Here is a 24,591-nt window from a genome sequence, read left to right on the forward strand (position 1 = left end):
TATTTTTAAAAGAATGTTAGGGGGATTTTTACATGAAGAAGAAAGTAAGTGCGTTGTCCTTTGCGTTGGCAGGAATGCTGATGCTTGCAGGATGCGGCAGTAAAGAATCATCAGGCGATGCAGAAAAGGGCGGGAAAGATAAGGAATTCAAAGTTGGCATTAGCCAATTTGCTCCGCATCCATCATTAGATGCAGCTACCGAAGGTTTTAAAAAGGCGTTAGCGGACAAAGGTATAAAAGTAAAGTATGATGAACAAAATGCTCAGGCAGATATGAATAATGTCCAAACAATCGCGAATAACTTTGTCGGTGACAAAGTCGATTTGATTTTTGCCAATGCTACTCCTAGTGCAACGAGCGCGTTAAATGCAACAAAGGAAATTCCAATTATTTTTACATCCGTAACAGATCCAGTAGGAGCAGGACTTGTTGAAGCTTTTGACAAGCCAGGAAAGAACATTACGGGAACGACCGATAATCACCCGGATGCAACGAAAAAAACAATCAGCTTTATTACAGATGAAGTGAAAGCAAAAAATATTGGTGTCATTTATAACTCTGGTGAACAAAATTCAGTTGTTCAGGTTAAGGATGTTAAAAAGATTGCAGAGGAAAAAGGTGCTAAACTTGTAGAAGTATCGGTTGCAACTACAGCAGAGGTTAAGCAGGCAGCTGAATCCTTAGTAGGCCGCGTGGATGCCATCTACATTCCAACTGATAACACAGTAGTTACTGCCCTTGATTCTGTCATAGCTGTCTCAAACAGCAAAAAAATCCCACTTTTCGTTGGCGAACTTGATTCAATGAAAAAAGGGGCAGTCGCAGCGAGTGGCTTTAGCTATTTTGATCTTGGCTATCAATCTGGTGTAATGGCTGCTGATATTTTATCTGGTAAAAAGAAAGCGTCTGACATTCCAGTTGAACTGCCGAACAGCTTAAAGCTTGTAATCAATAAAAAAGCAGCTGAAGCACAAGGGTTGCAAGTGAAGGAAGAATGGAGCAAGCTTGGCGAGTTTTATGATGGAAAATAACAAACTATAAATCTATAAGGAGTCAGCCTGAAAGGGTTGACTTCTTGATTGATACATAGAACAAAGAAAGGATGATTTCAATGTTTACAGCCATATTTGGATCTTTTGAAGCAGGTATCATCTATGCGATTATGGCACTGGGCGTCTATCTTTCCTTTCGTATTCTGGACTTTCCAGACTTAACGGTAGATGGTAGTTTTGTGACAGGTGCCGCAATCTCGGCGGTTATGATTGCGGGGGGAGCGAATCCGTTTTTGGCAACGATTGTAGCATTATTTGCAGGATTTGCTGCAGGCTGCTTAACGGGACTGCTTCACACCTTTGGTAAAATCAATAATTTGCTATCCGGTATTTTGATGATGATTGCGTTATATTCGATTAACTTACGAATTATGGGACGATCAAATATTCCATTATTGAATACAGATACAGCTTTTACAAAAATCAGTGATATGTTTGAAAAATCAGGTATTGATTCATTTTTAAACAGTATTCTTTCGGCGATTGGGCTTGGCGACAGCCTTCCGGAGACATGGGGAATTTTAATCTTCATGGTCATCGTCACTTTAGTGATTAAAATCCTTACCGATTTGTTTTTGCAAACCGAAATTGGTCTTGCTATTAGAGCAACAGGTGACAACAAACGGATGATTCGCAGTCTTTCAGCTAATACTAATCTTTTAGTAGTTCTTGGACTCGGACTTTCCAATGCATTAGTGGCATTTTCAGGTGCCCTAATTGCACAACAAGGCGGATTTGCTGATGTTGGAATGGGAATTGGTATGATTGTCATTGGCTTAGCCTCTGTTATTATCGGTGAAGCCCTATTTGGTACTAAAACAATTGCACGAGCAACTTTTGCGGTAATTGGCGGTTCCATTATTTATCGTATTGTTGTTACCCTAGCCCTCCGTGTCGAGTTCCTGGATCCAGGGGATATGAAATTAATAACGGCTGTAATTGTAATCATTGCCTTAACGGCACCAAAGATTATTGAAGGCTCCAAAGAGAAAAAACGGATTGCGAGAAGAAAATCTGAACGATTGAACATCATCCAGACTTCTGTGAGAACGGAGGGGGACAACCATGCTGCAATTAAATCAGATTCATAAAATCTTTAATGAGGGAACACCAGATGAAAAAATTGCGATTGACCATATTAACCTTTCGCTGAAACCAGGGGATTTCGTGACGGTTATCGGCAGTAACGGTGCAGGTAAATCGACCTTAATGAATATCATTTCCGGTGTTTTATTCCCTGATATCGGAGACGTGTGTATCGGTGGAAAAAATGTAACCAATATGTCCGAGTTTAACCGTTCAAAAATGATTGGCCGCGTTTTTCAGGATCCGATGGCAGGAACAGCTCCAAGTATGACTATCGAAGAAAATCTGGCTATGGCCTACTCCCGAAATAAAACGAGAACGCTTCGAAAAGGTGTGACGAAAAAACGACGCGATTATTTTAGAGAAGTATTGGAATCATTACATCTCGGTTTGGAAAACCGTCTCAGTGCAAAGGTTGGACTGCTGTCAGGCGGGGAACGTCAGGCGCTTTCCTTATTAATGGCCACTTTTACTGAACCCTCCATCCTGCTGCTTGATGAGCACACGGCTGCACTTGATCCATCAAGAGCGGAGTTGATTACAAATCTGACAAAGGAGATTGTCGATAAGTACAAACTTACCACGTTGATGGTCACGCATAATATGCAGCAGGCGATTGATTTGGGAAATCGGTTAATTATGATGGATAAGGGCCAAATCATTTTGGAAGTGGATGAGGAAAAGAAACAGCAGTTAACCATCGAGAGATTATTAGAGGAATTCAAACGAATTCGCGGTGTTCAAATGGCAAGTGACCGAGCGGTCCTTTCATAGTGAAAAATATTTTTTCGATTGGCATTTTAAGTATATTTTTTTAAAAAAATTATCACTACACTCATGTAAGAAACATCCTAGGACTAGGTATGTTTCTTTTTTCTTTTTAGGAATAAAATTACTATGGTTAAAGAATATTTCTTTACTGCAAAAAAGCGTTATTGCTTTACACCCTGCTCTTGAGGGGACAAGAATTCTTCCATTAAAATAAATTCTGAATATTACTATTTTTTAAAAATGGGGGTTCTTGAATTGAAAGAAAAACGCGTAAAAGCTGATCAGCTTGTAAATGACTTTTTTCCGGTAAGAGATGTAGATTATATAGAGATTTATACAGGAAATGCCAAACAAGCATGCCACTATTTTTGCACAGCATTCGGGTTTCAGCCAGTTGCGTATTCAGGTCTAGAAACGGGCAATCGTGAAACCGTTTCCTATGTGTTAAAACAGCGGAACATTCGCTTGGTGCTTACAGGTTCCTATATGGAGGACAGCAGAGTAGCACAGTTTGTTAAAAAGCATGGTGATGGCGTAAAGGATGTGGCCCTTTTAGTGGATGATGTCGATAAAGCATATGATGAGGCGGTAAATCGCGGGGCGATTGCCCATGTGGCTCCTTTTGAAATGAAGGATGAAAAGGGTGTTGTAAAAAAAGCCGTTCTGGGTACATATGGTGATACCATCCATACGTTAATAGAACGGAAAAATTATCAAGGTGCATTCCTGCCGGGATTTGAGTCCTATTCTTCCGATGTACCAGTTGAAGATGCTGGCTTAATTGGAATAGATCATGTGGTAGGAAATGTTGAAAGCATGGAAGAATGGGTCGAATATTATTCCAAGGTAATGGGTTTTATCGAAATGAAGCATTTCACCGATAAGGATATAACGACTGAATATTCTGCGCTCATGTCAAAAGTTATGCATAATGGCGGCCGCATTAAATTCCCAATCAATGAACCGGCGGAGGGTAAACGCAAATCGCAAATTCAGGAATACCTCGAATTTTATAACGGTCCAGGGGTGCAGCATCTTGCAATTTTAACTGAAGATATTGTCTCTACCGTTGCCACTTTAAAGAAAAATGGTGTTGAGTTCCTTAAAACCCCAAATACTTATTATGAATCTTTAGGAGAGCGTATCGGTAAGATTGATGAGGAAATTGAAAAGCTGCGCGAGTTAAATATTTTAGTGGACCGTGACGATGAAGGCTATTTGCTCCAAATTTTCTCAAAGCCGATTGTAGACCGCCCGACACTATTTATTGAAATCATCCAGCGTAAGGGTGCCCGTGGATTTGGAGAAGGAAACTTTAAAGCCCTGTTTGAATCAATAGAACGCGAACAGGAAAGACGTGGTAATTTATAAATTAATAGCTAAATAGAGATACAAGGGGGAACTTTTTCCCCTTTTTTATAACCTTTTGTCATATGAAAGAGTGGTGTATTGAATGGAAATTACGCCGGAAGCGCTGGAATGGAGAGAGGCCTATAAATTATTAATCGGATCCATTTTACCAAGGCCGATCGCTTTTGTGTCAACGGTAGATGTGGACGGTATCGCCAATGCGGCACCCTTCAGTTTCTTTACTGCCATCTGTGCTGATCCGATGCTCATCTGTTTTTCGCCGATGAGAAGAGGGAAGGACGGAGCGAAAAAGGATACACTTGTTAATATTGAGAATACCGGTCAATTTGTTATTAATATCGTCAGTGAACGTATGGCTGAACAAATGAATGATTGTGCGATAGAATTTACACCTGAAATTGATGAGTTCGAGGAAACGGGCTTAACCAAAGAACCTGGCCATAAGGTGAAAGTACCGCGAATTGCGGAATCACTTGTTCATTTAGAATGTGAACTCCATCAAGTTCTCCATTTTGGCGACAAGCCGGGCAGCGGCAGTCTCGTCATCGGTAAAGTGGTCCATGTTCATATTAAAGATGAATTAATGGACAAAGGGAGAATAGACACCGGCCTTTTAAAGCCTATTGGAAGAATGGCAGGTAATATCTTTACTGATCCTTTGGCGAAAACATTTGAAATGAAAAGAAGATAGAAAAGGTGAGTCAATGAAATTTGTAACCTTTGAAAAAACAGATGGAAGTATCCGGGCAGGCTGGCTCCTGAATGAGGTTTATGCTGTTGATATGTCTGAAGCAACGGATGGAAGGCTGCCTTGTAATCTAATAGACTTTCTTGACAATAGTGAAGAAAATTTAAAGATTGCAGCTGCATTGTCGTTAACCAAAGATCATAAAGGAGTTTACCAATTAAGTGATCTTCAATTAAAAGCACCACTTCCCAACCCAAGAAGCTTCCGTGATTTTTATGCCTTTGAGCAGCATGTGAAAACAGCTCGGGAAAACCGTGGTCTGAAAATGATTCCAGAATGGTATGAAATTCCTGTATTTTATTTTTCCAACCACCTGGCGATAAAGGGACCAGGTGAAGAAATCATTAAACCTATAGATTGTGACTGGTTAGACTATGAACTAGAGGTCGCATGCATTATAGGCAAAACAGGCAGAAACATTTCAGCGCTTGAGGCCAATGATTATATTTTTGGCTTTTGTGTTTTGAACGATTGGAGTGCAAGAGACCTGCAGCGTAAAGAAATGAAGGTTGGCTTAGGTCCTGCAAAAGGCAAGGATTTCTCCACTTCCTTGGGGCCATGGATTATCACAAAAGATGAATTGGAAGATTTAAGGACAGGTAAGGGCTTTGATCTTAGCATGAAAGCACGGGTAAATGGCGTCCAACTTTCTAAAGGTAATTTAAAGGAGCTTTATTTTTCCTTTGGAGAAATGATTGAAAGGGCATCAGCGGGCGTAACCCTCTATCCAGGCGAGGTTATTGGTTCAGGAACTGTCGGAACAGGATGTATCCTTGAACTTGGCGAAAAGGTGCATCGATGGCTTAAGCAGGGAGATAAAGTAGAGTTAGAAATTGAGAATTTAGGGATATTAGAGAATACAATAATCGAAGAAAAGAGGTGAAAGGATGTATTACCGTCAACTGGGAAAAATTCCCCATAAACGGCATACTATGTTTAAAAAAGAGGACGGTAGCCTTTATAGGGAGCAGGTAATGGGAACTCGTGGTTTTTCTGGAACCCAATCGATTCTTTATCATCAATACATGCCGACAGAAGTGGTAAGATCTGAGTTAGTTGGAAATTATTTGCCTGTCTTTGAAGAACAGCAATCGCTAAAGCACCGACACTTTTTTTCGACCAAGGTTACCAAAAAAGGGGATGCTCTTAAAGCAAGAGAATATATTCTTGGTAATCAGGATCTGCTAATTGGAACCGCGACCTTTACCGAGCCTATGGAAAGCTATTATCGAAATGGCGATGGCGATGAAATGCTATTTATTCATCATGGCTCAGGAAAGCTCGAGACGATGTTTGGGACAATCACATACCGTCCTGGTGATTATCTCGTCATACCGATAGGGACGATTTATCGAATCATACCCAATGCAGATGAAGAGACGAAAATGCTTTTTGTAGAAGCATTTAGTCAAATCACTACTCCAAGAAGGTACCGAAACGAATACGGCCAGCTTTTAGAGCACAGCCCATTTTGCGAACGGGATATCCGCGGTCCGGAGGCCTTGGTGACATTTGATCAAAAAGGGGAGTATGAGGTTTTAACAAAATCAAGAGGGGCAATTCATTCTCACATTCTGGGGCATCATCCGCTTGATGTGGTAGGCTGGGATGGGTATTTGTATCCTTGGGCTTTTAATATCGAAGATTTTGAACCGATTACCGGAAGAGTCCATCAGCCGCCGCCAGTACACCAAACCTTTGAAGGAAATAATTTTGTGGTTTGTTCCTTCGTTCCTCGCCTTTATGATTATCATCCGGAATCCATACCGGCTCCATACTATCACAGTAATGTAAATAGTGATGAGATTCTCTATTATGTTGAAGGTAATTTTATGAGCCGAAAAGGGATTCAAGTGGGTTCCATCACTCTTCATCCAAGTGGAATTCCTCATGGACCTCATCCAGGAAAAACAGAGGCGAGCATCGGAAAGAAAGAAACGCTGGAGCTGGCTGTGATGATTGATACTTTCCATCCTTTAAAGGTTGTAAAGGGTGCGGTTGATTTGGAAGATACTGCTTATATGTATTCCTGGATTGAAAAATAGGAATAATAATGGAGAAACAATCCTGCCTTTAGGCGCTTGGATTGTTTTTTTATATACATAGGCTAATTTTAACCGATAATCCTGTTAAAAATGCTATTGTAAGTACATACACATTAATATCGAGATGAGGGGTGAAAACGTGGAGCGCGAAACCATTTTGACGAAATTAAAAGATCATGTTCCTACAATACTTGGCAGTGAGAAATTTTCAAGGTACGCTGTCATGCTGCCACTCATTCAAAAAGAGAATGGAATCCATGTATTGTTTGAGGTCCGTTCACAGCAATTACGGAGGCAGCCTGGGGAAATTTGTTTTCCTGGGGGCAGAATTGATTCAGGTGACTTTGATGAAAAGGCAGCGGCCATACGTGAAACGAAAGAGGAATTAGGTATAGCTGGAGAAAATATCTGTGAAGTGTTCCCTTTAAATTTTATGGTGTCTCCGTTTGGGATGATGGTATTTCCCTTTGCCGGCTTTATTACAAATCCAGGCAGTATTCAAGCGAATCCCTCTGAGGTCGGGGAACTATTCACGGTTCCTTTATCATTTTTTATCGATAAAGAGCCGGAAATTTACCGAATTGAATTTAAAGCGGAGCCGGAAGAAAATTTTCCATTTGACTTAATCGTCGGCGGAGAGAATTATAATTGGCGGACAAGAGGGATGGAGGAATACTTTTATATTTATGAAGATAAAGTGATTTGGGGTCTGACAGCGAGAATTCTTGCTCATTTTATTGAAATAATTCGCTAAATTTTATCTAAAGCTAAGCTGTGTACTCCCTATACGTACAAATGTCCATTCGAAAAGGAAAAAACGCTTGATTATTTTCAGAATTGGAATAAAATTAAGATTATATTTTTACACAATAGGGAGTTGTCATGATGAAAGTAGTAAAGTTTGGCGGATCATCTTTAGCATCCGGAAAGCAGATTGAAAAAGTATTTCAAATTGTCATAGCTGAAGCTGAGCGGAAAGTGGTCGTTGTATCAGCTCCCGGTAAAAGATTTTCTGAGGATCATAAGGTAACGGATTTATTAATAGAGTGTGGAGAACTTAGTTTACTGAATTTGGATCCAAAAGAAAAATTTGACGCTGTTATCGAAAGATATTCATCCATTGCAGAGGAATTAGCACTCGGGGATGAGATCATTCATGAAATTCAAAACGATTTGATAGAAAGGCTGAATGGGAACAAAAGTAAGCCTGACCGGTTTATGGATAGGCTTAAAGCAAGTGGTGAAGATAATAATGCCAAATTGGTGGCTACCTACTTCCGTAAGCGGGGAGTCGATGCCTCATATATCGACCCGAAGGAAGCTGGACTTTTAGTAAGTGATGAACCTGGAAATGCTCAAGTTTTAACAGAGTCTTACAATCGCTTATTTTCACTCCATGAACGCCCAGGCATTTTGATTTTTCCAGGCTTTTTTGGCTATAGCAGGGAAGGAGAAGTTTTTACGTTTTCACGAAGCGGCTCTGATATTACCGGATCGATCCTTGCTAACGCGCTAAAAGCGGATTTATATGAAAATTTCACCGATGTAGATGCGGTTTATTCCGTTAATCCTAATATAGTTACAAAACCAAAAGAAATTAAAGAATTAACCTACCGAGAAATGCGAGAGCTTTCGTATGCGGGCTTTACCGTTCTACATGATGAAGCCCTTGTCCCAGCTTTCCGTGCAGGAATTCCGGTTCATATCAAGAATACAAACAATCCTGCTGCTCCTGGGACCAGAATTGTGTCTGATCGAAAATATACAAATGGGCCGGTAATTGGTATTGCCAGTGATCAAGGTTTTTGCAGCATTTATGTAAGTAAATACTTAATGAACAGGGAAGTTGGTTTTGGTCGTAAGCTTTTAGGTATATTAGAAGATTTCGGATTATCATATGAGCATACACCATCAGGGATTGATGATGTATCTGTCATCTTACGAGAAAGCCAGATGGATCCTATTATGGAAAGAGAAATAAAAGGCCGTATTATGACAGAGCTTCATGCAGATGAAGTGAAAATTGAGCATAGCCTCGCTCTTATTATGGTTGTTGGCGAAGGCATGAGACATAATGTGGGTACTATGGCTCGAGCCTCTAAAGCGTTAGCGAAGGCACATGTTAATATTGAAATGATTAACCAAGGATCCTCTGAAGTCAGCATGATGTTTGGTGTAAAACAAGTAGATGAAAAAAGAGCTGTTGCAGCATTGTACGAAGAGTTTTTTGTTGCTGTCACGGTATAATAGGTAAAAGTAGTTCTTAATTCCTTTTAATTAAGAACTATTTTTTTGTCAATAAAGGGCAAAAATTAAATAGTATAAAATTTAATTGTGTGCTATCATTATACTAACCGGTTAGTATCTCTAAAATAAAGGAGACCTGTTAATGAAAGCGATTCAATTTAAAGAATATGGAAAACCTGATGTTTTACAGTTTGTCGATGTACCTTCACCAGAATTAAGGCCCAGAAATGTTTTGGTAAAGGTAAAAGCAGCGGGAGTGAACTTTGCGGATACTGCCCGCAGATATGGCCAATATTTAGCGAAAACTCCTCTACCATATGTTCCAGGAGCGGAAGTAGCGGGTGTCATCACAGAGGTTGCGGCTGATGTCACGGACTTTAAGATTGGCGATCGGGTAGTCGCATTAACAGATGATGGAGGATATGCAGAGTACATTGCACTTCATGAATCCCACTTAGTAAAAATACCGGAATCAGTTGATTTTAATCAGGCTGCTTCCATTTTAGGTCAGGGGGTTTCGGCATATTTCATCTTAAAATCTTCTGGCCAAATCCAAAAAGGTGATACCGTATTGGTGCATGCTGCAGCAGGAGGTGTGGGTATACTTGCGGTGCAATTAGCAAAGATAATGGGCGCTGACAAGGTCATTGCCACAGCCAGCAGCAAGGAAAAGCTTGATCTTGCTATTTCTCTTGGGGCTGATGTTGGAATTAATTACACCGAAGAAAATTGGCATAAGCAAGTTTTATCTGCAACAGGTGGCAAGGGGGTCGATGTTGCTCTTGAGATGGTTGGCGGCGACATTTTTAAAAATACTTTGAAATGCATGGCGATAAATAGCAGACTTGTCATTTATGGCCGTGCTGGCGGGCAGGAAACAAAATTCGATCCAGCCATCCTCATGCAGCGAAATGTAAGTGTTGTCGGTTTTTGGCTTGTTCATTTTCTGAAAGATTCAAAAGCATATAAAAATAGTGTAAGAGATTTATTGAATTATATTGGCGAAGGTAAATTAAAATTAATAATAGGCAAAACCTTTGCATTGGAAGATGCGAAATTGGCACACGAACTGTTAGAAGGTCGTCAAACAATCGGGAAACTTATTTTAAATCCTTAATAAGCCTCAGGGGAGGAATTGAGATTGATTTTGAATGAACTCGAAACCAAAATAAACTTTCGTACATGCCCATTGTGCGAAGCGACATGCGGCCTGGAAATTCATACAAAGGGACAAGAGGTTGTCCACATTAAGGGGGATAAACTGGATCCGTTTAGTAAGGGGTATTTATGCCCAAAGGGATTCAGTGTCAAGGAACTTCATGCTGACCCTGACCGAATCCGAAAACCGATGATTCGTCGTGGTTCAGATTGGCAGGAAGTTTCTTGGGACGAAGCCTTTTTAGAAGTTAGAAAAGGACTGCAAACGATTATTAAAGAGCATGGAAGGAACTCCGTCGCCGTATATTTAGGAAACCCTTCAGTTCATAATTTGGGGAACATGTTATATACGCCAACATTTTTACGGGCATTAGGGAGCCGGAATATATATTCTGCCAGTACGCTTGACCAGATTCCGAAGCAGCTTTCCTCTGAAATGATGTTTGGAAGTGATGCAAATCTTCCTATCCCTGACATTGATCATACAAATTATTTTTTAATGATTGGGGCTAATCCGCTTGCTTCAAATGGAAGTTTAATGACCGCACCAAATATGAGAGGTAGGTTGAGGGCTCTCCGGGATCGCGGCGGTAAGTTAGTTGTCATCGATCCAGTACGTACCGTGACTGCCAAACAGGCGGATGAACATCATTTTATCCGACCTGGAACGGATGCTTTTTTCCTGTTTGCCTTGATTAATACTCTTTTTGAGGAAGATTTAGTATCACCAGGGAAACTGGTTCATCTTATTAACGGTTTAGAGGAAATTAAATCCCTATCCCAGGACTTTTCACCAGAGGTGGCAGCAGCTAAATGCGGTATATCTGCTACTGAAATTCGCCGGATTGCCCGTGAGCTGGCCGCCTCGTCTAAAGCCATTGTTTACGGAAGAATGGGCACCTGTACACAGCCCTTCGGAACGATGAACAGTTGGCTTGTAGATGTATTGAACGTTTTAACTGGGAATTTGGACCGTCAAGGTGGTGTGATGTTCCCTTCACCGGCGACTAGACGTTCTTCCTCGAAAAAAGTCCACTCAACCCGTTATAATCGTTATCAAAGCCGGATTAGCAGCATGCCAGAGGTTTTGGGAGAGCTTCCAGTCTCATGTCTGGCGGAAGAAATGGAAACGGAAGGGCACGGACAAATTAAAGGATTCATTTGTGTGGCCGGAAATCCAGTCCTATCGGCACCAAATAGTAAGCGTCTGCAGGCGGCTCTTGAGAAAGTAGATTTCATGGTCAGTGTTGACTGTTACATGAATGAAACGTCAAGACTTGCAAATGTGCTGCTGCCAGTTCCTTCACCATTAGAACATTCGCATTATGATATTGCCTTTTATAATCTTGCAATAAGAAATATAGCACATTATTCAAAGCCTGTTTTTGACCTGCCTTCAGAACAATTAGATGACTGGCAGATCCTTCTGCATCTAGCTTCAGCAGTCAGTGAACAAAATTTAGTTGGCGATCCTCTCACTTTATTGGATGATTATACCATTGGTGAAAGGATCAAACATGAATTAAAAAATGAAAATTCGCCTATTTATGGACGGGATGCTGTTGAGATTTTTTCATTCCTAAAAGATAGAAAAGGACCAGAGCGGTTACTTGATTTTTATCTTCGTATAGGTCCGTACGGAGATCATTTTGGGAAAAATCCGGATGGGCTTAGCTTGTCTGTACTTGAGGTAAATCCGCATGGAATGGACTTTGGCGCAATGAAGCCCAGAATCACCGAAATTCTGCAAACTCCATCTGGGAAAATTGAATTGGCACCTTCAATTTTAGTGAAGGATGTTAAGCGCTTAAAACAGTCGCTTAAGTCTGAATCGAATCCTCTCGTTTTAGTCGGCAGGCGTGATTTGCGAAGCAATAACTCCTGGTTGCACAATTTGCCAGTATTGGTAAAAGGAGAAGACCGTTGTACGCTTTGGATTCATTCCAGTGATGCCAATCGTTTTGGTATAGGTAAGGGAGAAAGGGCAATACTCAAATCCCGAACAGGTAAAATTGAAGTGCCTGTCGAAATCACAGACGATATCATGCCAGGTACGGTAAGCTTGCCGCACGGATGGGGGCATAGTCATACAGGTACACGACTTGGCGTCGCAGGCGAGCATCCAGGTGTGAATGTCAATTTATTGACGGATGAACAAGAATTTGATCCTATTTCAGGAAATGCGGTACTTAATGGTGTTCCAGTATCCATTGAAAAGATTGGATAAGAATACCGATTCAAATAAAAGAGGCTTAGAGAAAGAGCCTCTTTTACCCTTTCTTTATTTTAATTTTCGTCCGAATCCCGGCCCAAATGGCGATGGCAAGACCTCCTGCCGTATCGGCAATTAAATCAGTCATCGTATCTTTGTTACCTCCGCCTTGTAAGGTCATGTCAAATAATTGGTCAGAGCTAAATTCATATACCTCCCACAAAACACCGCCTAGTGCAGCAAACGATAAAGTGAATAAAAAGACAAACCACGGCGAAATTTCGTCCCCTGCATTCCGATGGATTAATCTTTCATACAAGGCGATACCTGAAAAAGCAAGGATCGCACCGCTGACAAAATGCATAAAAGTATCCCACCAGCCAAGCCCATACCAGCCTCGAATCGATCCTAAATATTGTGAGCCGACTAAAAAGATTAAATAGGAGATGACGATTGGCAAATTAAATTGCAGCTTTGTAAAAAGTGCCAGCAAAAGAGGGACGGCCCCGCAAACAATACCGCCTATGGCAACAGTTGATTTGAAGGATGCGCCATTTTTATAATAATAAAATGCTAAAATTGCCATGAAAACTACATACAATCCACTTAAAAGAATAACGAGCTTCCGATTCATTCAGGAATCCCCCAGTTTTAAACTTTTTGTTTTCTAGCACCCGAGTAAATAGCGATAAGGAGACCGCCGGCACAGCCACACAGTAAATCATACATTGTGTCCGTATTGCCGCCTCGCTGCATCGTATGGGTAAAGGTTAAGTCCCCAAGATATTCATAAATTTCCCATATCAGACTTGAAAAAACTGCAAGTGAGAGAACGAACAGAAAAAGCATGGCAGCCGAAACTCCGCTGCGGACGTTCTCCGGTATAAACCGTTTATAAAGGGCAATACCGACAACCCCAATAAAAATTGCTTTAGAAAAATGAAGAGTAGAATCCCACCATTTGTAGTGCAAATAAAAGCTCGAGATCGATCCCAGAAATAAGGAACAAAATAAAAAAATAAAATAGCTGATAATAATCGGGATATTAAAGGGGTTATTTTTCATACGTAATAGAACTAGTGGTAAGGCGCTGACCAAAACTCCGCCTAGTGCAACCTGCCATCGGGAGGTATCACCCTTCAAAAGGTAATATATGAATAAGAAAGTCATAAAAATAATAAATGCCGAGCTTAAAATGATAATTAATTTTCGCATCATGATTACATCCTATTCTAATGAATTCCTTAAAATTATGTCCAAACTTAAGAAAATAAGTCTAAAATAGCAATATTAGACTTTTGTTAGAAGGAGTATATGTATAAAATAAAAAAGGAAATTCTTTTAGACGAAATGTGGCGGTGTTTTTATGCAAAGGGCACAGATCCCAACATATGAGCGGATAGCAATTGATTTAGCAAATAGAATTTATGATGGTGAATTTAAAGTCGGAGAAAAAATTCACGGTAGGTCGACGCTGGCTAGTGAATATAAAGTTTCTCCGGAAACTGTAAGACGTGCCATTAAGATATTAGAGGATGTCGATATTGTTCAGTCGGCTAAAGGCAGCGGAATTGTGATCGCATCCAAAGAGAATGCCATCAAATATATTCATCGATTTTCCAATTTAGCAAGCATTAAAGATTTAGAAAAAGAAATGAATAGTATCATTTCGGAAAGAGATAAGCTTGACGAGTTGATGTTGGAAACTCTTAGAAAAATAATGGATTACTCAGGTAAGCTTAGGCATACAAATCCATTGGCCCCAATAGAGGTAGAGGTTTTTCCAGACTGCAGCCATATAGGTAAAACGATTTCCGAAGTGAAGTTTTGGCAAAATACCGGCGGTACTGTTATCGGAATGAAACGAAACGGGGAAATGATCATCTCACCAGGTCCTTATGCATTAATTATAGAAGGAGATGTGCTGCTAGTAATAGGTGATGATAAAACTTATGACAGAGTTTTGCATTTTTTAAAAGAATAAAATAAGCCAGTTTCCTCGGAAACTGGCTTATTTACGGTTTATTGAATTAATCCTTCATTTTCTAAAAACTCTTTTGCAACCTTTGCTGGAGACTGTTTAAGACTATCAACCTTATAATTAAGCTGACGCATTTTGTCATCAGTTAATTTACCCGCAAGCGAATTAAGGGCTTTTTTCAATTCAGGATGTTCCTTTAATGTTTCTTGCTTAACAATTGGCACCGCATAGTAAGGCGGGAAGAAATTTTTATCATCCTTTAGAACTTTTAAATGAAAGGCCTCAAGTAAACCGTCAGTGGAAAACGCATCAATAACATCACTTTTATGATTATCTAAGGCTGTATACCGCAGACCCCCGTCAACAGCTTTCACATCTTTAAAATTCATATTATATTTTTGAGAAAGTCCAATCAAACCATCATCACGATTTGGAAATTCAAGTGTAGGACCTAATATTAAGCGATTGCTGACTTTCGCTAAATCAGATATCGTATTTAACCCATACTGTTTAGCGGTGTCTTGGCGAACAGCCAATGCGTAAGTGTTATTAAATCCGAGCGGTTTTAATTGTTCAATCCCATATTTTTTAATAAATTCTTTTTGGACAATATTATAGACCTGCTCAGGATCATTTTTGGGCGGCTGCTTTAAAATATTAACCAACCCAGTTCCGGTATATTCGACATATACATCGACGTCCCCTTTATTCAGGGCGCTAAAGGCTACCTGAGAGCCCCCTAAATTAAGCTTTCTTTCTACTTTAAGATCCGTCTTGTCTTCAATTAAATCAGCCAGCATATTTCCTAAAATTAATTGTTCACTAAAATTTTTCGAGCCAATCACAATTTTATCCTCAGCATTGGCCTTTGCATAAATTGAAAAGGCTCCGGCAGTAACAAGCAGAACGGAAGCAATACCAATCACCCATCGTTTTGTCTGCTTACCTGAAGAATTTGAGGACCGTTTCTTGCTTGTATACGAAAGTGCAGATTCCATTTTACCCACAAGAAAGTCAATCAGAAGCGCCAGAATACACGCTGGGATGGCTCCTGCTAAAATCATATTATTATCAACGGTTTGCACCCCTGAAAAAACGAGGTAACCAAGTCCTCCGGCGCCGACGAAAGCAGCGATGGTCATTAATCCAACAGCGGTTACCGCTGAAATTCTGATTCCCGCCATAATCATCGGGAAGGCAAGTGGCAATTGCACTTTTCTCATTGTTTGACCTTTGGTCAGACCGATACCTTTGGCGGCTTCCAGAATATCCCTATCAATATTAGTTAAGCCTGTATAAGTGTTTTTTACAATTGGAAGCAGTGAATAAAGAACGACCATGATAATTGCTGGAGTGCTTCCGATACCAATAAAAGGAATCAAGAATCCGAGTAAAGCCAAGCTTGGCACAGCTTGAATAACATTTGTCGTCCCAATAACCGGCTTAGAAAGCTTTGGTTCTCTGGAAATAAGAATTCCAAGCGGAATACCTACCACAATCGCGATTAATACGGAAACTATACTTAAATAAAGATGCTGTCCTAGTAAACTAAAAATCTGCTGATAGTTAGATGTTAAATAAGTCCAAAAATTACTCATTAAAACGCCACCTCCAAATCAATCAGTTGGCTGCTTAATGCTGATAAAATGCTGCTTCTTGTGATTAATCCAGTTAATTGTTTAGCACTATTCACCACGGGCAAATAGCCTATTTTATGCTCATTCATAGTTGCTAACACTGAAATTAAATTTGCATCTTGGGAAACAGAAAGAACATTTTGTTCCATAATCATTTCAATTGAGGTATTTCGATTAAGAAGTTGAATGCCTTTTAAAGTCACGAGTCCTTTTAGGACGTTATTCTTGTCGGTAACCATTAAACTGTCTACCTTATTGTCCTTCATGATCTCAATCGCCTGTAAGACGTTTCTCATCGCTGTAATTTTTACAGGATTCTGAATCATAATATCCTCGGCCAATAATAATTCTGGATTATTCCATACACGTCTTTTCCCAATAAATCCCTCAACAAATTCATTAGCAGGATTTTTTAAGATATTTTCAGGTGTATCGTATTGAAGAATATCCCCATCTTTTAAAATACAAATCTTATCTGCTATTTTAATAGCTTCATCCATGTCATGCGTAACAAAAATGATGGTCTTATTCCATTCCTTTTGCATTTGGAATAATTCCTCCTGAAGGGAGCTTCTTGTAACGGGATCTAATGCACTGAAGGGTTCATCCATTAAGATGATATCGGAGTTTGTGGAGAAGGCCCTTGCTACGCCTATCCTTTGCTGCTGGCCGCCGCTTAATTCTTTGGGATAACGGTGCAAATATTCCTTAGGATCTAAACCTACCATTTCCAGCAATTCTAAAGTCTTTTTTTCAATCGACGCCGGATCTTCACCCTTCAGTTTAGGAATCAATTCCAAGTTTTCTTTAATAGACATGTGAGGAAATAATCCTGTGTTTTGAATGACATATCCAATATTTCTCCGTAATTCAATCGGATTCATCTTGGAGATATCTGTTCCGTTGACAAAAATCTGTCCCGATGTGGGCTGAATAAGCTTATTGATCATTTTAAGCAAAGTCGTTTTACCGCATCCGCTTGGTCCAATAAAAACGACCAACTGACCTGCTTCAATGTCTAATGAGAAAGTGTTAATAATGGTCTTTGTTCGATATTTCTTAACAATATCTTTAAACTGTATCAATTTCATTCCCCCTTTTTTTGAAACGTTACCGGTAATGTGACAACTCAATGATAACACATAAGTTGTCACTTTGTCGAGTTCAAGAATAATTGAAGGGTCGGATCAATCTTTCCAAAAGATTAGACATTAAGTAAAATGGTGTGTGAGCATGCATAAATAAGTAGGTGGAAAAATGAAAACAATTTTAATTTGCGATGATGATGTGCATATTCGTGGTTTAGTAAAAGGTCTATTATCAAAAGAAGGTTTTAAGATTCTAGCAGCCGATAATGGTGCCGCTGCCTTTGAATTATTACAAAAAGAATTGTGTGATTTGGCCATAGTAGATGTTATGATGCCAATTATGGATGGTTATCATTTAACGAGTAAAATTCGAAAATTGTACGATATTCCCGTCATATTATTAACAGCGAAAAGCCAGATTGAAGACAAGGAGAAAGGGTTTGAATCTGGGACAGATGATTACTTAATTAAACCCTTCGAACCAAAAGAATTGATTTTCAGGGTAAATGCCTTGTTGCGAAGATATGGTAATTCGAATGAAGCAAATGTAAATTTAGGTTCCTTATACATAAATAAAAAAAGCTATGAAGTTAAAATCAAGAACAAAACCTTCATACTTCCACTAAAGGAATTTGAGCTTTTATCCTTTCTTGCCGCCCACCCGAACCGGGTTTTTACCCGCAGTCATTTAATTGAAAAGCTTTGGGGGTTAGAGTATGAAGGTGATGATCGAACCGTGGATGTTCATATAAAGCGCTTGCGGGAGAGATTTAGTGACATCGCTGATGATTTTTCTATCAAAACCATAAGAGGAGTGGGATACTCCCTGGAGGTGGAAAACGCATGATCATGAAATCTTTATATAGTAAATTTGCCTTTATTACGATCATGATCATGATTGTGAGCGGTATTGTGTCGTTTTTCATCTCGAATGTCTACTATCAAGTAAAATTGAAGCAGCAAAATGATGAAAAAATCACAAATTTTGCTTTAGAAATGGCTGGCTTTGCAAGCAATCACCCCTCGATAAGCCTTCAGGATTATTTTGGACATATCGGAGTAATTGGTTATCAAATTTTGTTGATAAATCAAGAAGGCGAAAAAACCTATTTTGGTTCTTCCTTCAGGCAAACGAATTTGCCGGAAGGAGTCCAGGAAAGGGTGATGAATGGGGAAGTGTATCATGGAATTCGCCAATTTCCTCACAAAACGTTTGTGACCGGCTTTTTTGCGAATGAATTAACTAATTCCATCGGTGTCCCTTTTCAGTATCAGAATAAAAAATATGCCTTGTTTATTCGACCGGATATTAAACTTTTGTTTAACGAAATGCATATTTTGTTTGGCTGGATTCTTCTCCTATCCATTTTGTTAAGTATTTTTTTGGTTCTTATTAGTACTAAATATTTAATAGAGCCTATAAGAAAACTTAATATGGCAACGAAAGAAATATCGGAAGGTAATTTTTCAATCAGATTGGATATTGAACGAAAGGATGAACTCGGGCATTTGGCTGCCAATTTCACAAAAATGTCTGAGAAGCTGGCAAAAGTCGATATGCTGCGAAAAGAATTAATTTCAAATATTTCCCATGATATTCAATCTCCTCTTGCGAATATTAAGGGGTATTTAAATCTCTTGGAAAATAATGATAAACAGGATCCGGACAAACAGCAATATATTCGTATCATGCATTCCGAAGCAGACAGGTTATCAAAAATGACCAAGCAGCTATTGCTTCTTTCATCAGTGGAAAGTAAAAGAGATTTAATGAATGTAAGCAAAGTGGATATCTCGGGCCAGCTCAAAAGTGTCATTCATCAATACCAATGGAGCATCCTGGAAAAAGGGATTATGATTAGTTACGAGCTCCCGGATGCATGGGTCAAAGGAGATGCTTCTTTACTATACTCTCTTTGGGAAAATCTGCTGACAAATGCCATTAAATATAATCATCAAAATGGGACGATCGATATTGAAATATTGGAAACAGTGTCAGACATACAAGTTGTTTTTAAAGATACTGGTATTGGATTAGATGAAAAACAAATAGAAAGAGTTTTTGACCGGTTTTACCGCGCAGACGCTTCAAGGGAACGTTCTGTTGAGGGTACCGGGCTGGGCCTATCGATTATCAATTCGATTATCGATTTACATCATGGAAAAATTGAAGTAAATAGTCAAAAGGGAAAGGGGTCAGCCTTTAAGGTGAGTCTTCCTAAATTGTAACAAAATGGATGGAAAAAGAAGGCTGGCAATCTAAGATATTGCGAGCCTTTTTATGTTTATTTTGTAAAAATTTCCTTAAAAGATGTTAAAATATAGATAATACAAAAGATTCAAAAAAAGAGGAGAATGTAAAATGAGCTTTGTTCGAGACAAATTGAGTTCGAAGTTTTTCTTTTTCCTCGTGTTTGCTTTTCTGTTAATTCATGTGCCGATTATCGGTAATTATGTAAAAATTATTAATACTCTTATCCATGAATCCGGCCATGCTTTGATTGCGCTATTTAGCGGCAATGTCGAAAGAATATCGTTGTTTATGAATTCAGAGGGTGCGACCTATAGTAATCAATCTACATGGATTGGCAGCTTTTTTACCAGTCTTGCCGGCTACACTTTTGCTTCATTTATGGCATTTCTTTCGTTTTTGCTAATCGGAAGAAAATACCATATTCTTTTGATTGATATTTTGTTAGGTTTTATTTTTTTAAATCTTATATTCTGGGTTCGTAATCCATATGGGATATTTTGGCTGTGTTCGTTTGCAGCAGTATTCCTTTTATTACTTATTAAAGGGAGCAAAGGCTTAAGAGATCACCTACTTATCATGATTGCCTCGATTATGTTAGTCGACTCAGTGCAAAGTTCATATGAAATATTTTACCTTAGTTTGGTTGAACCTCATGCTGCAGGAGATGCTGAGAATCTTACACAATTGACGCATATGCCAGCACCAATATGGGGGAGTTTCTTCTTCCTGCAAGCACTTTGGTTTTGTTACTATGGGTTGAAAAGAGGGTATTATAAAATACAAAATTAGTAAAGGTGGTTTATCAAATGAATGTATTAGACGTAATTCAAACCCGTCGTACCATAAAGAAATTCAAACCTGATGCAGTGAAGGAAGAATTGATTATCTCATGGCTGCAGGCAGCGGCAATGGCGCCAAATCATCGAATGACGGAACCATGGGAGATTCATATTATTGGAAAGGAAACAAGAGCAAAATTAAATCATAAAACGAATTTTGGAAATGCTCCTTTTCTTATGGCAGTATTATCGAAGCATGGAGCAACAAAAATAGAAACGGATGAAAATGCAATGGCTACCGCTTGTTTTGTACAAAATTTTAACTTGGCAGCCTGGGAGGAGGGAGTAGGAACATTTTGGTCCTCGATTGGCGCGAAAGGGAAAAATCGAGAAACGTTAGGTATTCCTGACAATTATGATTTAATTGGCGTACTCGCTGTTGGTTATCCAGGAGAAATACCAGACCCAAAACCAAGGACAACGATTCAGAATAAAATAAAGATCCTGCCATAGAAAAAGCCAACTTTTATTTCAGTTGGCTCTTTTCTAATTACATAGATTGAAGTGTTAATTGACAAGTTTTGATAGATTCCGCATATTCTAAGGCAAGATTATCAATAATCTTTTGGACTGGGAGAATTTCTTTAATTTCATCTACTCGTGCACCAGCAAAAACCAGGCCGTTTTCAACATCTCCATTTACTGAAGTAAGTAGAGAATCAAGTGTACAAAAGCGGTAGGAGCAATTTTTTAAGCAATCCAGACATTTAACGATTTTTAATTTATCGGGACCGCTGATTAAGCTCGTAAAATGATTTTTTATTGCACGTCCTTGTAAACCGACAGTAGTTTTAACTAGTACCAAATCATCTTTTTTAGCATGAACGTATTTTTGTTTAAAGGCTAAGGGTGCATCACATTCTTCACTCGCAACAAATCGGGTCCCCATTTGAACACCAGAGGCGCCCATCGAAAGTGCTTTTGCAATATCGCCACCAGTTAAAATTCCACCTGCTGCTATTACAGGTATCGAGACGGCTTCGATTACTTCTGCAAGAATATCGAACATTGGACGATCGGTTCCAAGATGCCCTCCAGCTTCAAACCCTTCAACCACAACAGCTGCTGCACCCAGCCGCTCAGAAATTCTGGCCAATTTTGCTGAAGAAACAATTGAAATAACTGGAATTCCAGCTTGCTTACCCCATGCATACATATCTCTTGATATGCCGGCCCCAGAAATAATAAAATCAACTTTTTCTTCAAGGGCTGCTTTCATTTTTTCAGTAAAATCATTCATAGCAAATAAAACATTTACTCCAATATATCCGGTATTTTTAATAAGTTTCCGCGCTTGTTTTATATGAGACCGTAATTCCTCAACTGAAATTCCTGTCCCCGAAATAATGCCAACCCCACCTGCATTTGCAACGGCTGATGCCAGTTTGCTTAGGGAGATACCAACACCCATTCCGCCTTGGAGGATCGGTATCTTTGGCATTATATGACCTATTTTAAGTTGTGGAAAATCCAATTCGTAACCCCATTTCAATTTGTATTGTATGAAACTTCTCAAGCATCGTATCATTTTGAATTAGAAATGTATGTGATTTTTGTTACCTGGTCATAAAAGTAGGTTATATCAATTGCTGCAGTATAAGAACATTATTTTTATATCAAACTATAGGCTATGGAAAAAAATTTGGTGGTGGAAGAAATGGTCAAACTTTTTACAGATATAGATTTAGATGGTTTGGGTTGCGGGTTAATCGCAAAAATAGCATTCGGTGAATTGGCAGACGTATCTTATTGTTCCTACCGAAATTTAAATCAAAGAGTGGAAGCGTTTATCTCCAATCCTGGGAATAATGCGGAGGAATTGTTTGTAACCGATCTTGCAGTCAACAACGAGGTGGAGAAAAAACTGGCTGAACGGTTTAAGCAGGGGCGTCATATTCAAATGATTGACCACCATGCGACCGCGATGCATTTTAATGAGTATACGTGGGCAAGTGTAAGGGCGGAGTATGAGACAGGTAAAAAGACTTGCGCCACCTCATTGTTTTATGATTTCCTTGTTAAACATGGAAGGTTAGAGCGAAATACGGCTTTAGAGGAATTTATCGACTTGGTCCGCCAGTATGATACATGGGAATGGGATGAAAATGATAATATCAAAGCAAAAAGATTAAATGATTTATTCTATATCAGGAACCGCGAGCAGTTTGAACAAGAGATGCTAAAAAGGCTGACAGAAAACAGAGATTCATTTGATCTGACTGAAACGGAAAATATGCTTCTTGATATCGAAGAACAGAAGATAAGCAGATACATTCAGTCCAAGAGCAGACAAATGGTCCAAACCTTTGTTGGCGACTATTGTGTCGGAATTGTCCATGCGGAGCAATATTTATCTGAGTTGGGAAATGCATTAAATAATCTTTATCCGTATTTTGATATGATTGCATTATTGAATGTCGGAGGTAAGAAAATGGGATTTCGAACTATTCACGATGAAGTAAATGTAGCCGAATTTGCCCAAAAATATGGCGGCGGCGGCCACCCGAAAGCCTCTGGAGCGGATTTGACAGCTGAAGCATTTGAAACGTTTATTGTGAAAGTTTTTAATCTTTCTCCTCCTAAACCAGATGCAGATCGAAATGAATTTAATGTGAAAGAAGCCTCCTATGGCAGCAGTTATCAGAACCATAAAGGGGAAATCAGTTTTATTCAGCCGAAGGGTAATAGCAGTTACATAGTATTCCATAATGGGGAGAAACTAAATCAATCATTCTTGTCTTATACAGAGGCTGAAAGATTTTTAAAAAGAAACTACGCCTCTTGGCTCCGATATGACAAAGAATATCTTCCATTACTTGCAAGTAATCTCCAGATTTCAATGGAGGAAATAAAAGAAAATTATCCTGAAACAATTAGTAACAGGATTGTGGACATTGTGAACATATAAAAAGAGCTTGGGCAGCCAAGCTCTTTTATTGTTCATTTGACTATTTCAGATAAAATTTCATAAGAACGAAGCCGGGCTTGATGATCAAAAATTTGCGAATTAATAATCATTTCATCTGCCTGGGTTTCATCTAAAAAGGCTTGCAGTTTCTCCTTAACCGTTTTCGGTGAGCCGACAATAGAGGTACTCAATCGGCCGGCTAACAGTGACTTTTCATATTCACTGCAAAGCGAATCGATATTTTCGACAGGAGGCTGGAGCTTTCCAGGGTTATTTCGGATTAATGCTAGGAATTGCTGCTGCATTGATGTTGAAAGCCAGTTAGCTTCATCATCTGTTTCCGCGGCAATCACATTCACTCCCACCATGGCATAAGGCTTCTCGAGTACATCAGATGGTTTGAATTTACTGCGATATAGGGCAAGAGCAGGTTTAGTGTATTCAGGAGAAAAATGACTAGCAAAGGAAAAAGGCAATCCCAATTGTCCTGCTAATTGAGCACTAAAACCGCTGGAACCCAATAACCAAATTGGGACATCCAATCCTTCTCCAGGAATGGCCTTTACATAATTTTTTCCTGATGGATCAAAGTACGCTCGGAGTTCACCCAGCTGCTCAGGGAAGTCATGGCCATCGCTTCGCCGGTCTCTTCTAAGTGCATGGGCTGTCAGCTGGTCTGTTCCTGGTGCACGGCCTAGTCCAAGGTCAATACGACCTGGAAAGAGAGATTCAAGCGTTCCAAATTGCTCGGCAATGATTAGTGGTGAATGATTGGGAAGCATAATCCCGCCAGAACCAACGCGGATGGAAGTAGTGCCAGCTGCAACATGACCAATAACCACAGATGTCGCAGAACTCGCAATCCCTGGCATATTATGATGTTCTGCAAGCCAATAGCGGTTATAGCCCCATTTTTCAACATGTCGGGCAAGGTCTAATGTGTTTCTTAATGAATCAGCAGGAGTTCCTCCTTCAATGATGGGGGAAAGATCAAGGACTGAAAATGGGATATCACTTAGACGTTTGCTGTTGTTTGTATGATTCATATTGTCAGCTTCTTTCATAATAACTTTAATCGGTAATCATAATGAAATTTTAACAGTTCCTTACTACCCTTCAAAATGAAATGCTTTGCCCCAGCCATTTTAAGGGTTAATTAAGAATGGAGTGGTAATTTAATCTTGGGTATATTTG

General features: G+C 39.4%; 23 protein-coding genes. 17 read left to right on the forward strand and 6 right to left on the reverse strand.

Features of this window, described 5'->3' with window-relative positions:
- Positions 1 to 32: 32 nt before the first annotated feature.
- The 11 genes from V7161_RS12540 to V7161_RS12590 all read left to right on the forward strand — a co-directional run bounded on the left by V7161_RS12540 (position 33) and on the right by V7161_RS12590 (position 12,705).
- On the forward strand, positions 33 to 1,031 hold the full coding sequence (locus tag V7161_RS12540; protein WP_223595488.1) for an ABC transporter substrate-binding protein: 999 nt from the start codon (positions 33 to 35) through the stop codon (positions 1,029 to 1,031).
- 80 nt (positions 1,032 to 1,111) lie between these two features.
- The gene (locus V7161_RS12545) at positions 1,112 to 2,143 is read left to right on the forward strand and encodes an ABC transporter permease (protein ID WP_335445463.1); all 1,032 of its coding nucleotides are present in this window, start codon (positions 1,112 to 1,114) and stop codon (positions 2,141 to 2,143) included.
- Complete coding sequence (locus V7161_RS12550) at positions 2,118 to 2,912, forward strand: ABC transporter ATP-binding protein (protein WP_223595490.1); 795 nt, start codon at positions 2,118 to 2,120, stop codon at positions 2,910 to 2,912. Before V7161_RS12545 ends, V7161_RS12550 begins: the two co-directional genes overlap by 26 nt.
- A 237-nt stretch (positions 2,913 to 3,149) precedes the next feature.
- Entirely contained in the window at positions 3,150 to 4,280 is a 1,131-nt protein-coding gene (gene hppD / locus V7161_RS12555) for a 4-hydroxyphenylpyruvate dioxygenase (protein WP_420491619.1), read from the forward strand.
- Between the two features lie 82 nt (positions 4,281 to 4,362).
- Positions 4,363 to 4,971 (forward strand): flavin reductase family protein, encoded by a 609-nt coding sequence (locus V7161_RS12560; RefSeq protein WP_335445465.1) that lies wholly within the window; start codon positions 4,363 to 4,365, stop codon positions 4,969 to 4,971.
- Positions 4,972 to 4,984: 13 nt separating this feature from the next.
- Positions 4,985 to 5,911: a fumarylacetoacetate hydrolase family protein gene (locus V7161_RS12565; protein WP_335445466.1), complete on the forward strand. Its 927-nt coding sequence runs from the start codon at positions 4,985 to 4,987 to the stop codon at positions 5,909 to 5,911.
- 4 nt (positions 5,912 to 5,915) lie between these two features.
- Positions 5,916 to 7,073: a homogentisate 1,2-dioxygenase gene (locus V7161_RS12570; protein WP_335445467.1), complete on the forward strand. Its 1,158-nt coding sequence runs from the start codon at positions 5,916 to 5,918 to the stop codon at positions 7,071 to 7,073.
- A 139-nt stretch (positions 7,074 to 7,212) separates the two neighbouring features.
- On the forward strand, positions 7,213 to 7,827 hold the full coding sequence (locus V7161_RS12575; RefSeq protein ID WP_335445468.1) for an NUDIX hydrolase: 615 nt from the start codon (positions 7,213 to 7,215) through the stop codon (positions 7,825 to 7,827).
- A gap of 131 nt (positions 7,828 to 7,958) precedes the next feature.
- Positions 7,959 to 9,320, forward strand: a complete 1,362-nt coding sequence (locus V7161_RS12580; protein WP_335445469.1) for an aspartate kinase — start codon at positions 7,959 to 7,961, stop codon at positions 9,318 to 9,320.
- A gap of 142 nt (positions 9,321 to 9,462) precedes the next feature.
- Positions 9,463 to 10,437 carry a quinone oxidoreductase family protein gene (locus V7161_RS12585; RefSeq protein ID WP_335445470.1) on the forward strand — a complete coding sequence of 325 codons (975 nt, stop codon included), beginning with the start codon at positions 9,463 to 9,465 and terminating at the stop codon, positions 10,435 to 10,437.
- Positions 10,438 to 10,461: 24 nt separating this feature from the next.
- Positions 10,462 to 12,705 (forward strand): molybdopterin oxidoreductase family protein, encoded by a 2,244-nt coding sequence (locus V7161_RS12590; protein ID WP_335445471.1) that lies wholly within the window; start codon positions 10,462 to 10,464, stop codon positions 12,703 to 12,705.
- A gap of 43 nt (positions 12,706 to 12,748) precedes the next feature.
- Here V7161_RS12590 and V7161_RS12595 read toward each other — a convergent pair whose 3' ends face one another.
- Both V7161_RS12595 and V7161_RS12600 read right to left on the reverse strand, forming a co-directional pair.
- Complete coding sequence (locus tag V7161_RS12595; RefSeq protein ID WP_335445472.1) at positions 12,749 to 13,324, reverse strand: hypothetical protein; 576 nt, start codon at positions 13,322 to 13,324, stop codon at positions 12,749 to 12,751.
- A 17-nt stretch (positions 13,325 to 13,341) separates the two neighbouring features.
- Positions 13,342 to 13,908, reverse strand: coding sequence for a membrane-spanning protein (locus V7161_RS12600; RefSeq protein WP_335445473.1), 567 nt, complete (start codon positions 13,906 to 13,908; stop codon positions 13,342 to 13,344).
- A 148-nt stretch (positions 13,909 to 14,056) separates the two neighbouring features.
- Here V7161_RS12600 and V7161_RS12605 point away from each other — a divergent pair, with 148 nt between their 5' ends.
- Positions 14,057 to 14,674: a TrkA C-terminal domain-containing protein gene (locus V7161_RS12605; protein WP_335445474.1), complete on the forward strand. Its 618-nt coding sequence runs from the start codon at positions 14,057 to 14,059 to the stop codon at positions 14,672 to 14,674.
- 38 nt (positions 14,675 to 14,712) lie between these two features.
- On the opposite strand, the gene V7161_RS12610 is transcribed toward V7161_RS12605, so the two are convergent.
- On the reverse strand, positions 14,713 to 16,269 hold the full coding sequence (locus V7161_RS12610; RefSeq protein ID WP_335445475.1) for an ABC transporter permease/substrate-binding protein: 1,557 nt from the start codon (positions 16,267 to 16,269) through the stop codon (positions 14,713 to 14,715).
- Entirely contained in the window at positions 16,269 to 17,393 is a 1,125-nt protein-coding gene (locus V7161_RS12615) for an ABC transporter ATP-binding protein (RefSeq protein WP_335445476.1), read from the reverse strand. The genes V7161_RS12610 and V7161_RS12615 overlap by 1 nt, the downstream gene beginning before the upstream one ends.
- A gap of 172 nt (positions 17,394 to 17,565) precedes the next feature.
- On the opposite strand from V7161_RS12615, the gene V7161_RS12620 reads away from it, so the two are divergent.
- The 4 genes from V7161_RS12620 to V7161_RS12635 all read left to right on the forward strand — a co-directional run bounded on the left by V7161_RS12620 (position 17,566) and on the right by V7161_RS12635 (position 20,942).
- Complete coding sequence (locus tag V7161_RS12620; protein ID WP_335445477.1) at positions 17,566 to 18,243, forward strand: response regulator transcription factor; 678 nt, start codon at positions 17,566 to 17,568, stop codon at positions 18,241 to 18,243.
- On the forward strand, positions 18,240 to 19,625 hold the full coding sequence (locus V7161_RS12625) for a HAMP domain-containing sensor histidine kinase (RefSeq protein ID WP_335445478.1): 1,386 nt from the start codon (positions 18,240 to 18,242) through the stop codon (positions 19,623 to 19,625). Before V7161_RS12620 ends, V7161_RS12625 begins: the two co-directional genes overlap by 4 nt.
- 133 nt (positions 19,626 to 19,758) lie before the next feature.
- On the forward strand, positions 19,759 to 20,439 hold the full coding sequence (locus V7161_RS12630) for a M50 family metallopeptidase (RefSeq protein ID WP_335445479.1): 681 nt from the start codon (positions 19,759 to 19,761) through the stop codon (positions 20,437 to 20,439).
- Positions 20,440 to 20,456: 17 nt separating this feature from the next.
- Positions 20,457 to 20,942 (forward strand): nitroreductase family protein, encoded by a 486-nt coding sequence (locus V7161_RS12635; RefSeq protein ID WP_335445480.1) that lies wholly within the window; start codon positions 20,457 to 20,459, stop codon positions 20,940 to 20,942.
- 37 nt (positions 20,943 to 20,979) lie between these two features.
- Here the strand turns inward: V7161_RS12635 and V7161_RS12640 are convergent, their stop codons facing one another.
- Positions 20,980 to 21,981 carry an NAD(P)H-dependent flavin oxidoreductase gene (locus V7161_RS12640; RefSeq protein WP_335445483.1) on the reverse strand — a complete coding sequence of 334 codons (1,002 nt, stop codon included), beginning with the start codon at positions 21,979 to 21,981 and terminating at the stop codon, positions 20,980 to 20,982.
- 165 nt (positions 21,982 to 22,146) lie between these two features.
- Between V7161_RS12640 and V7161_RS12645 the strand changes: the two genes are divergently transcribed.
- Positions 22,147 to 23,397 (forward strand): DHH family phosphoesterase, encoded by a 1,251-nt coding sequence (locus tag V7161_RS12645; protein ID WP_335445481.1) that lies wholly within the window; start codon positions 22,147 to 22,149, stop codon positions 23,395 to 23,397.
- Positions 23,398 to 23,429: 32 nt separating this feature from the next.
- Here the strand turns inward: V7161_RS12645 and V7161_RS12650 are convergent, their stop codons facing one another.
- Complete coding sequence (locus tag V7161_RS12650; protein WP_335445482.1) at positions 23,430 to 24,443, reverse strand: LLM class flavin-dependent oxidoreductase; 1,014 nt, start codon at positions 24,441 to 24,443, stop codon at positions 23,430 to 23,432.
- Positions 24,444 to 24,591: the final 148 nt, after the last annotated feature.

It is taken from the genome of Neobacillus drentensis (genome assembly GCF_036965425.1).
Classification (GTDB): domain Bacteria; phylum Bacillota; class Bacilli; order Bacillales; family Cytobacillaceae; genus Neobacillus; species Neobacillus drentensis_F.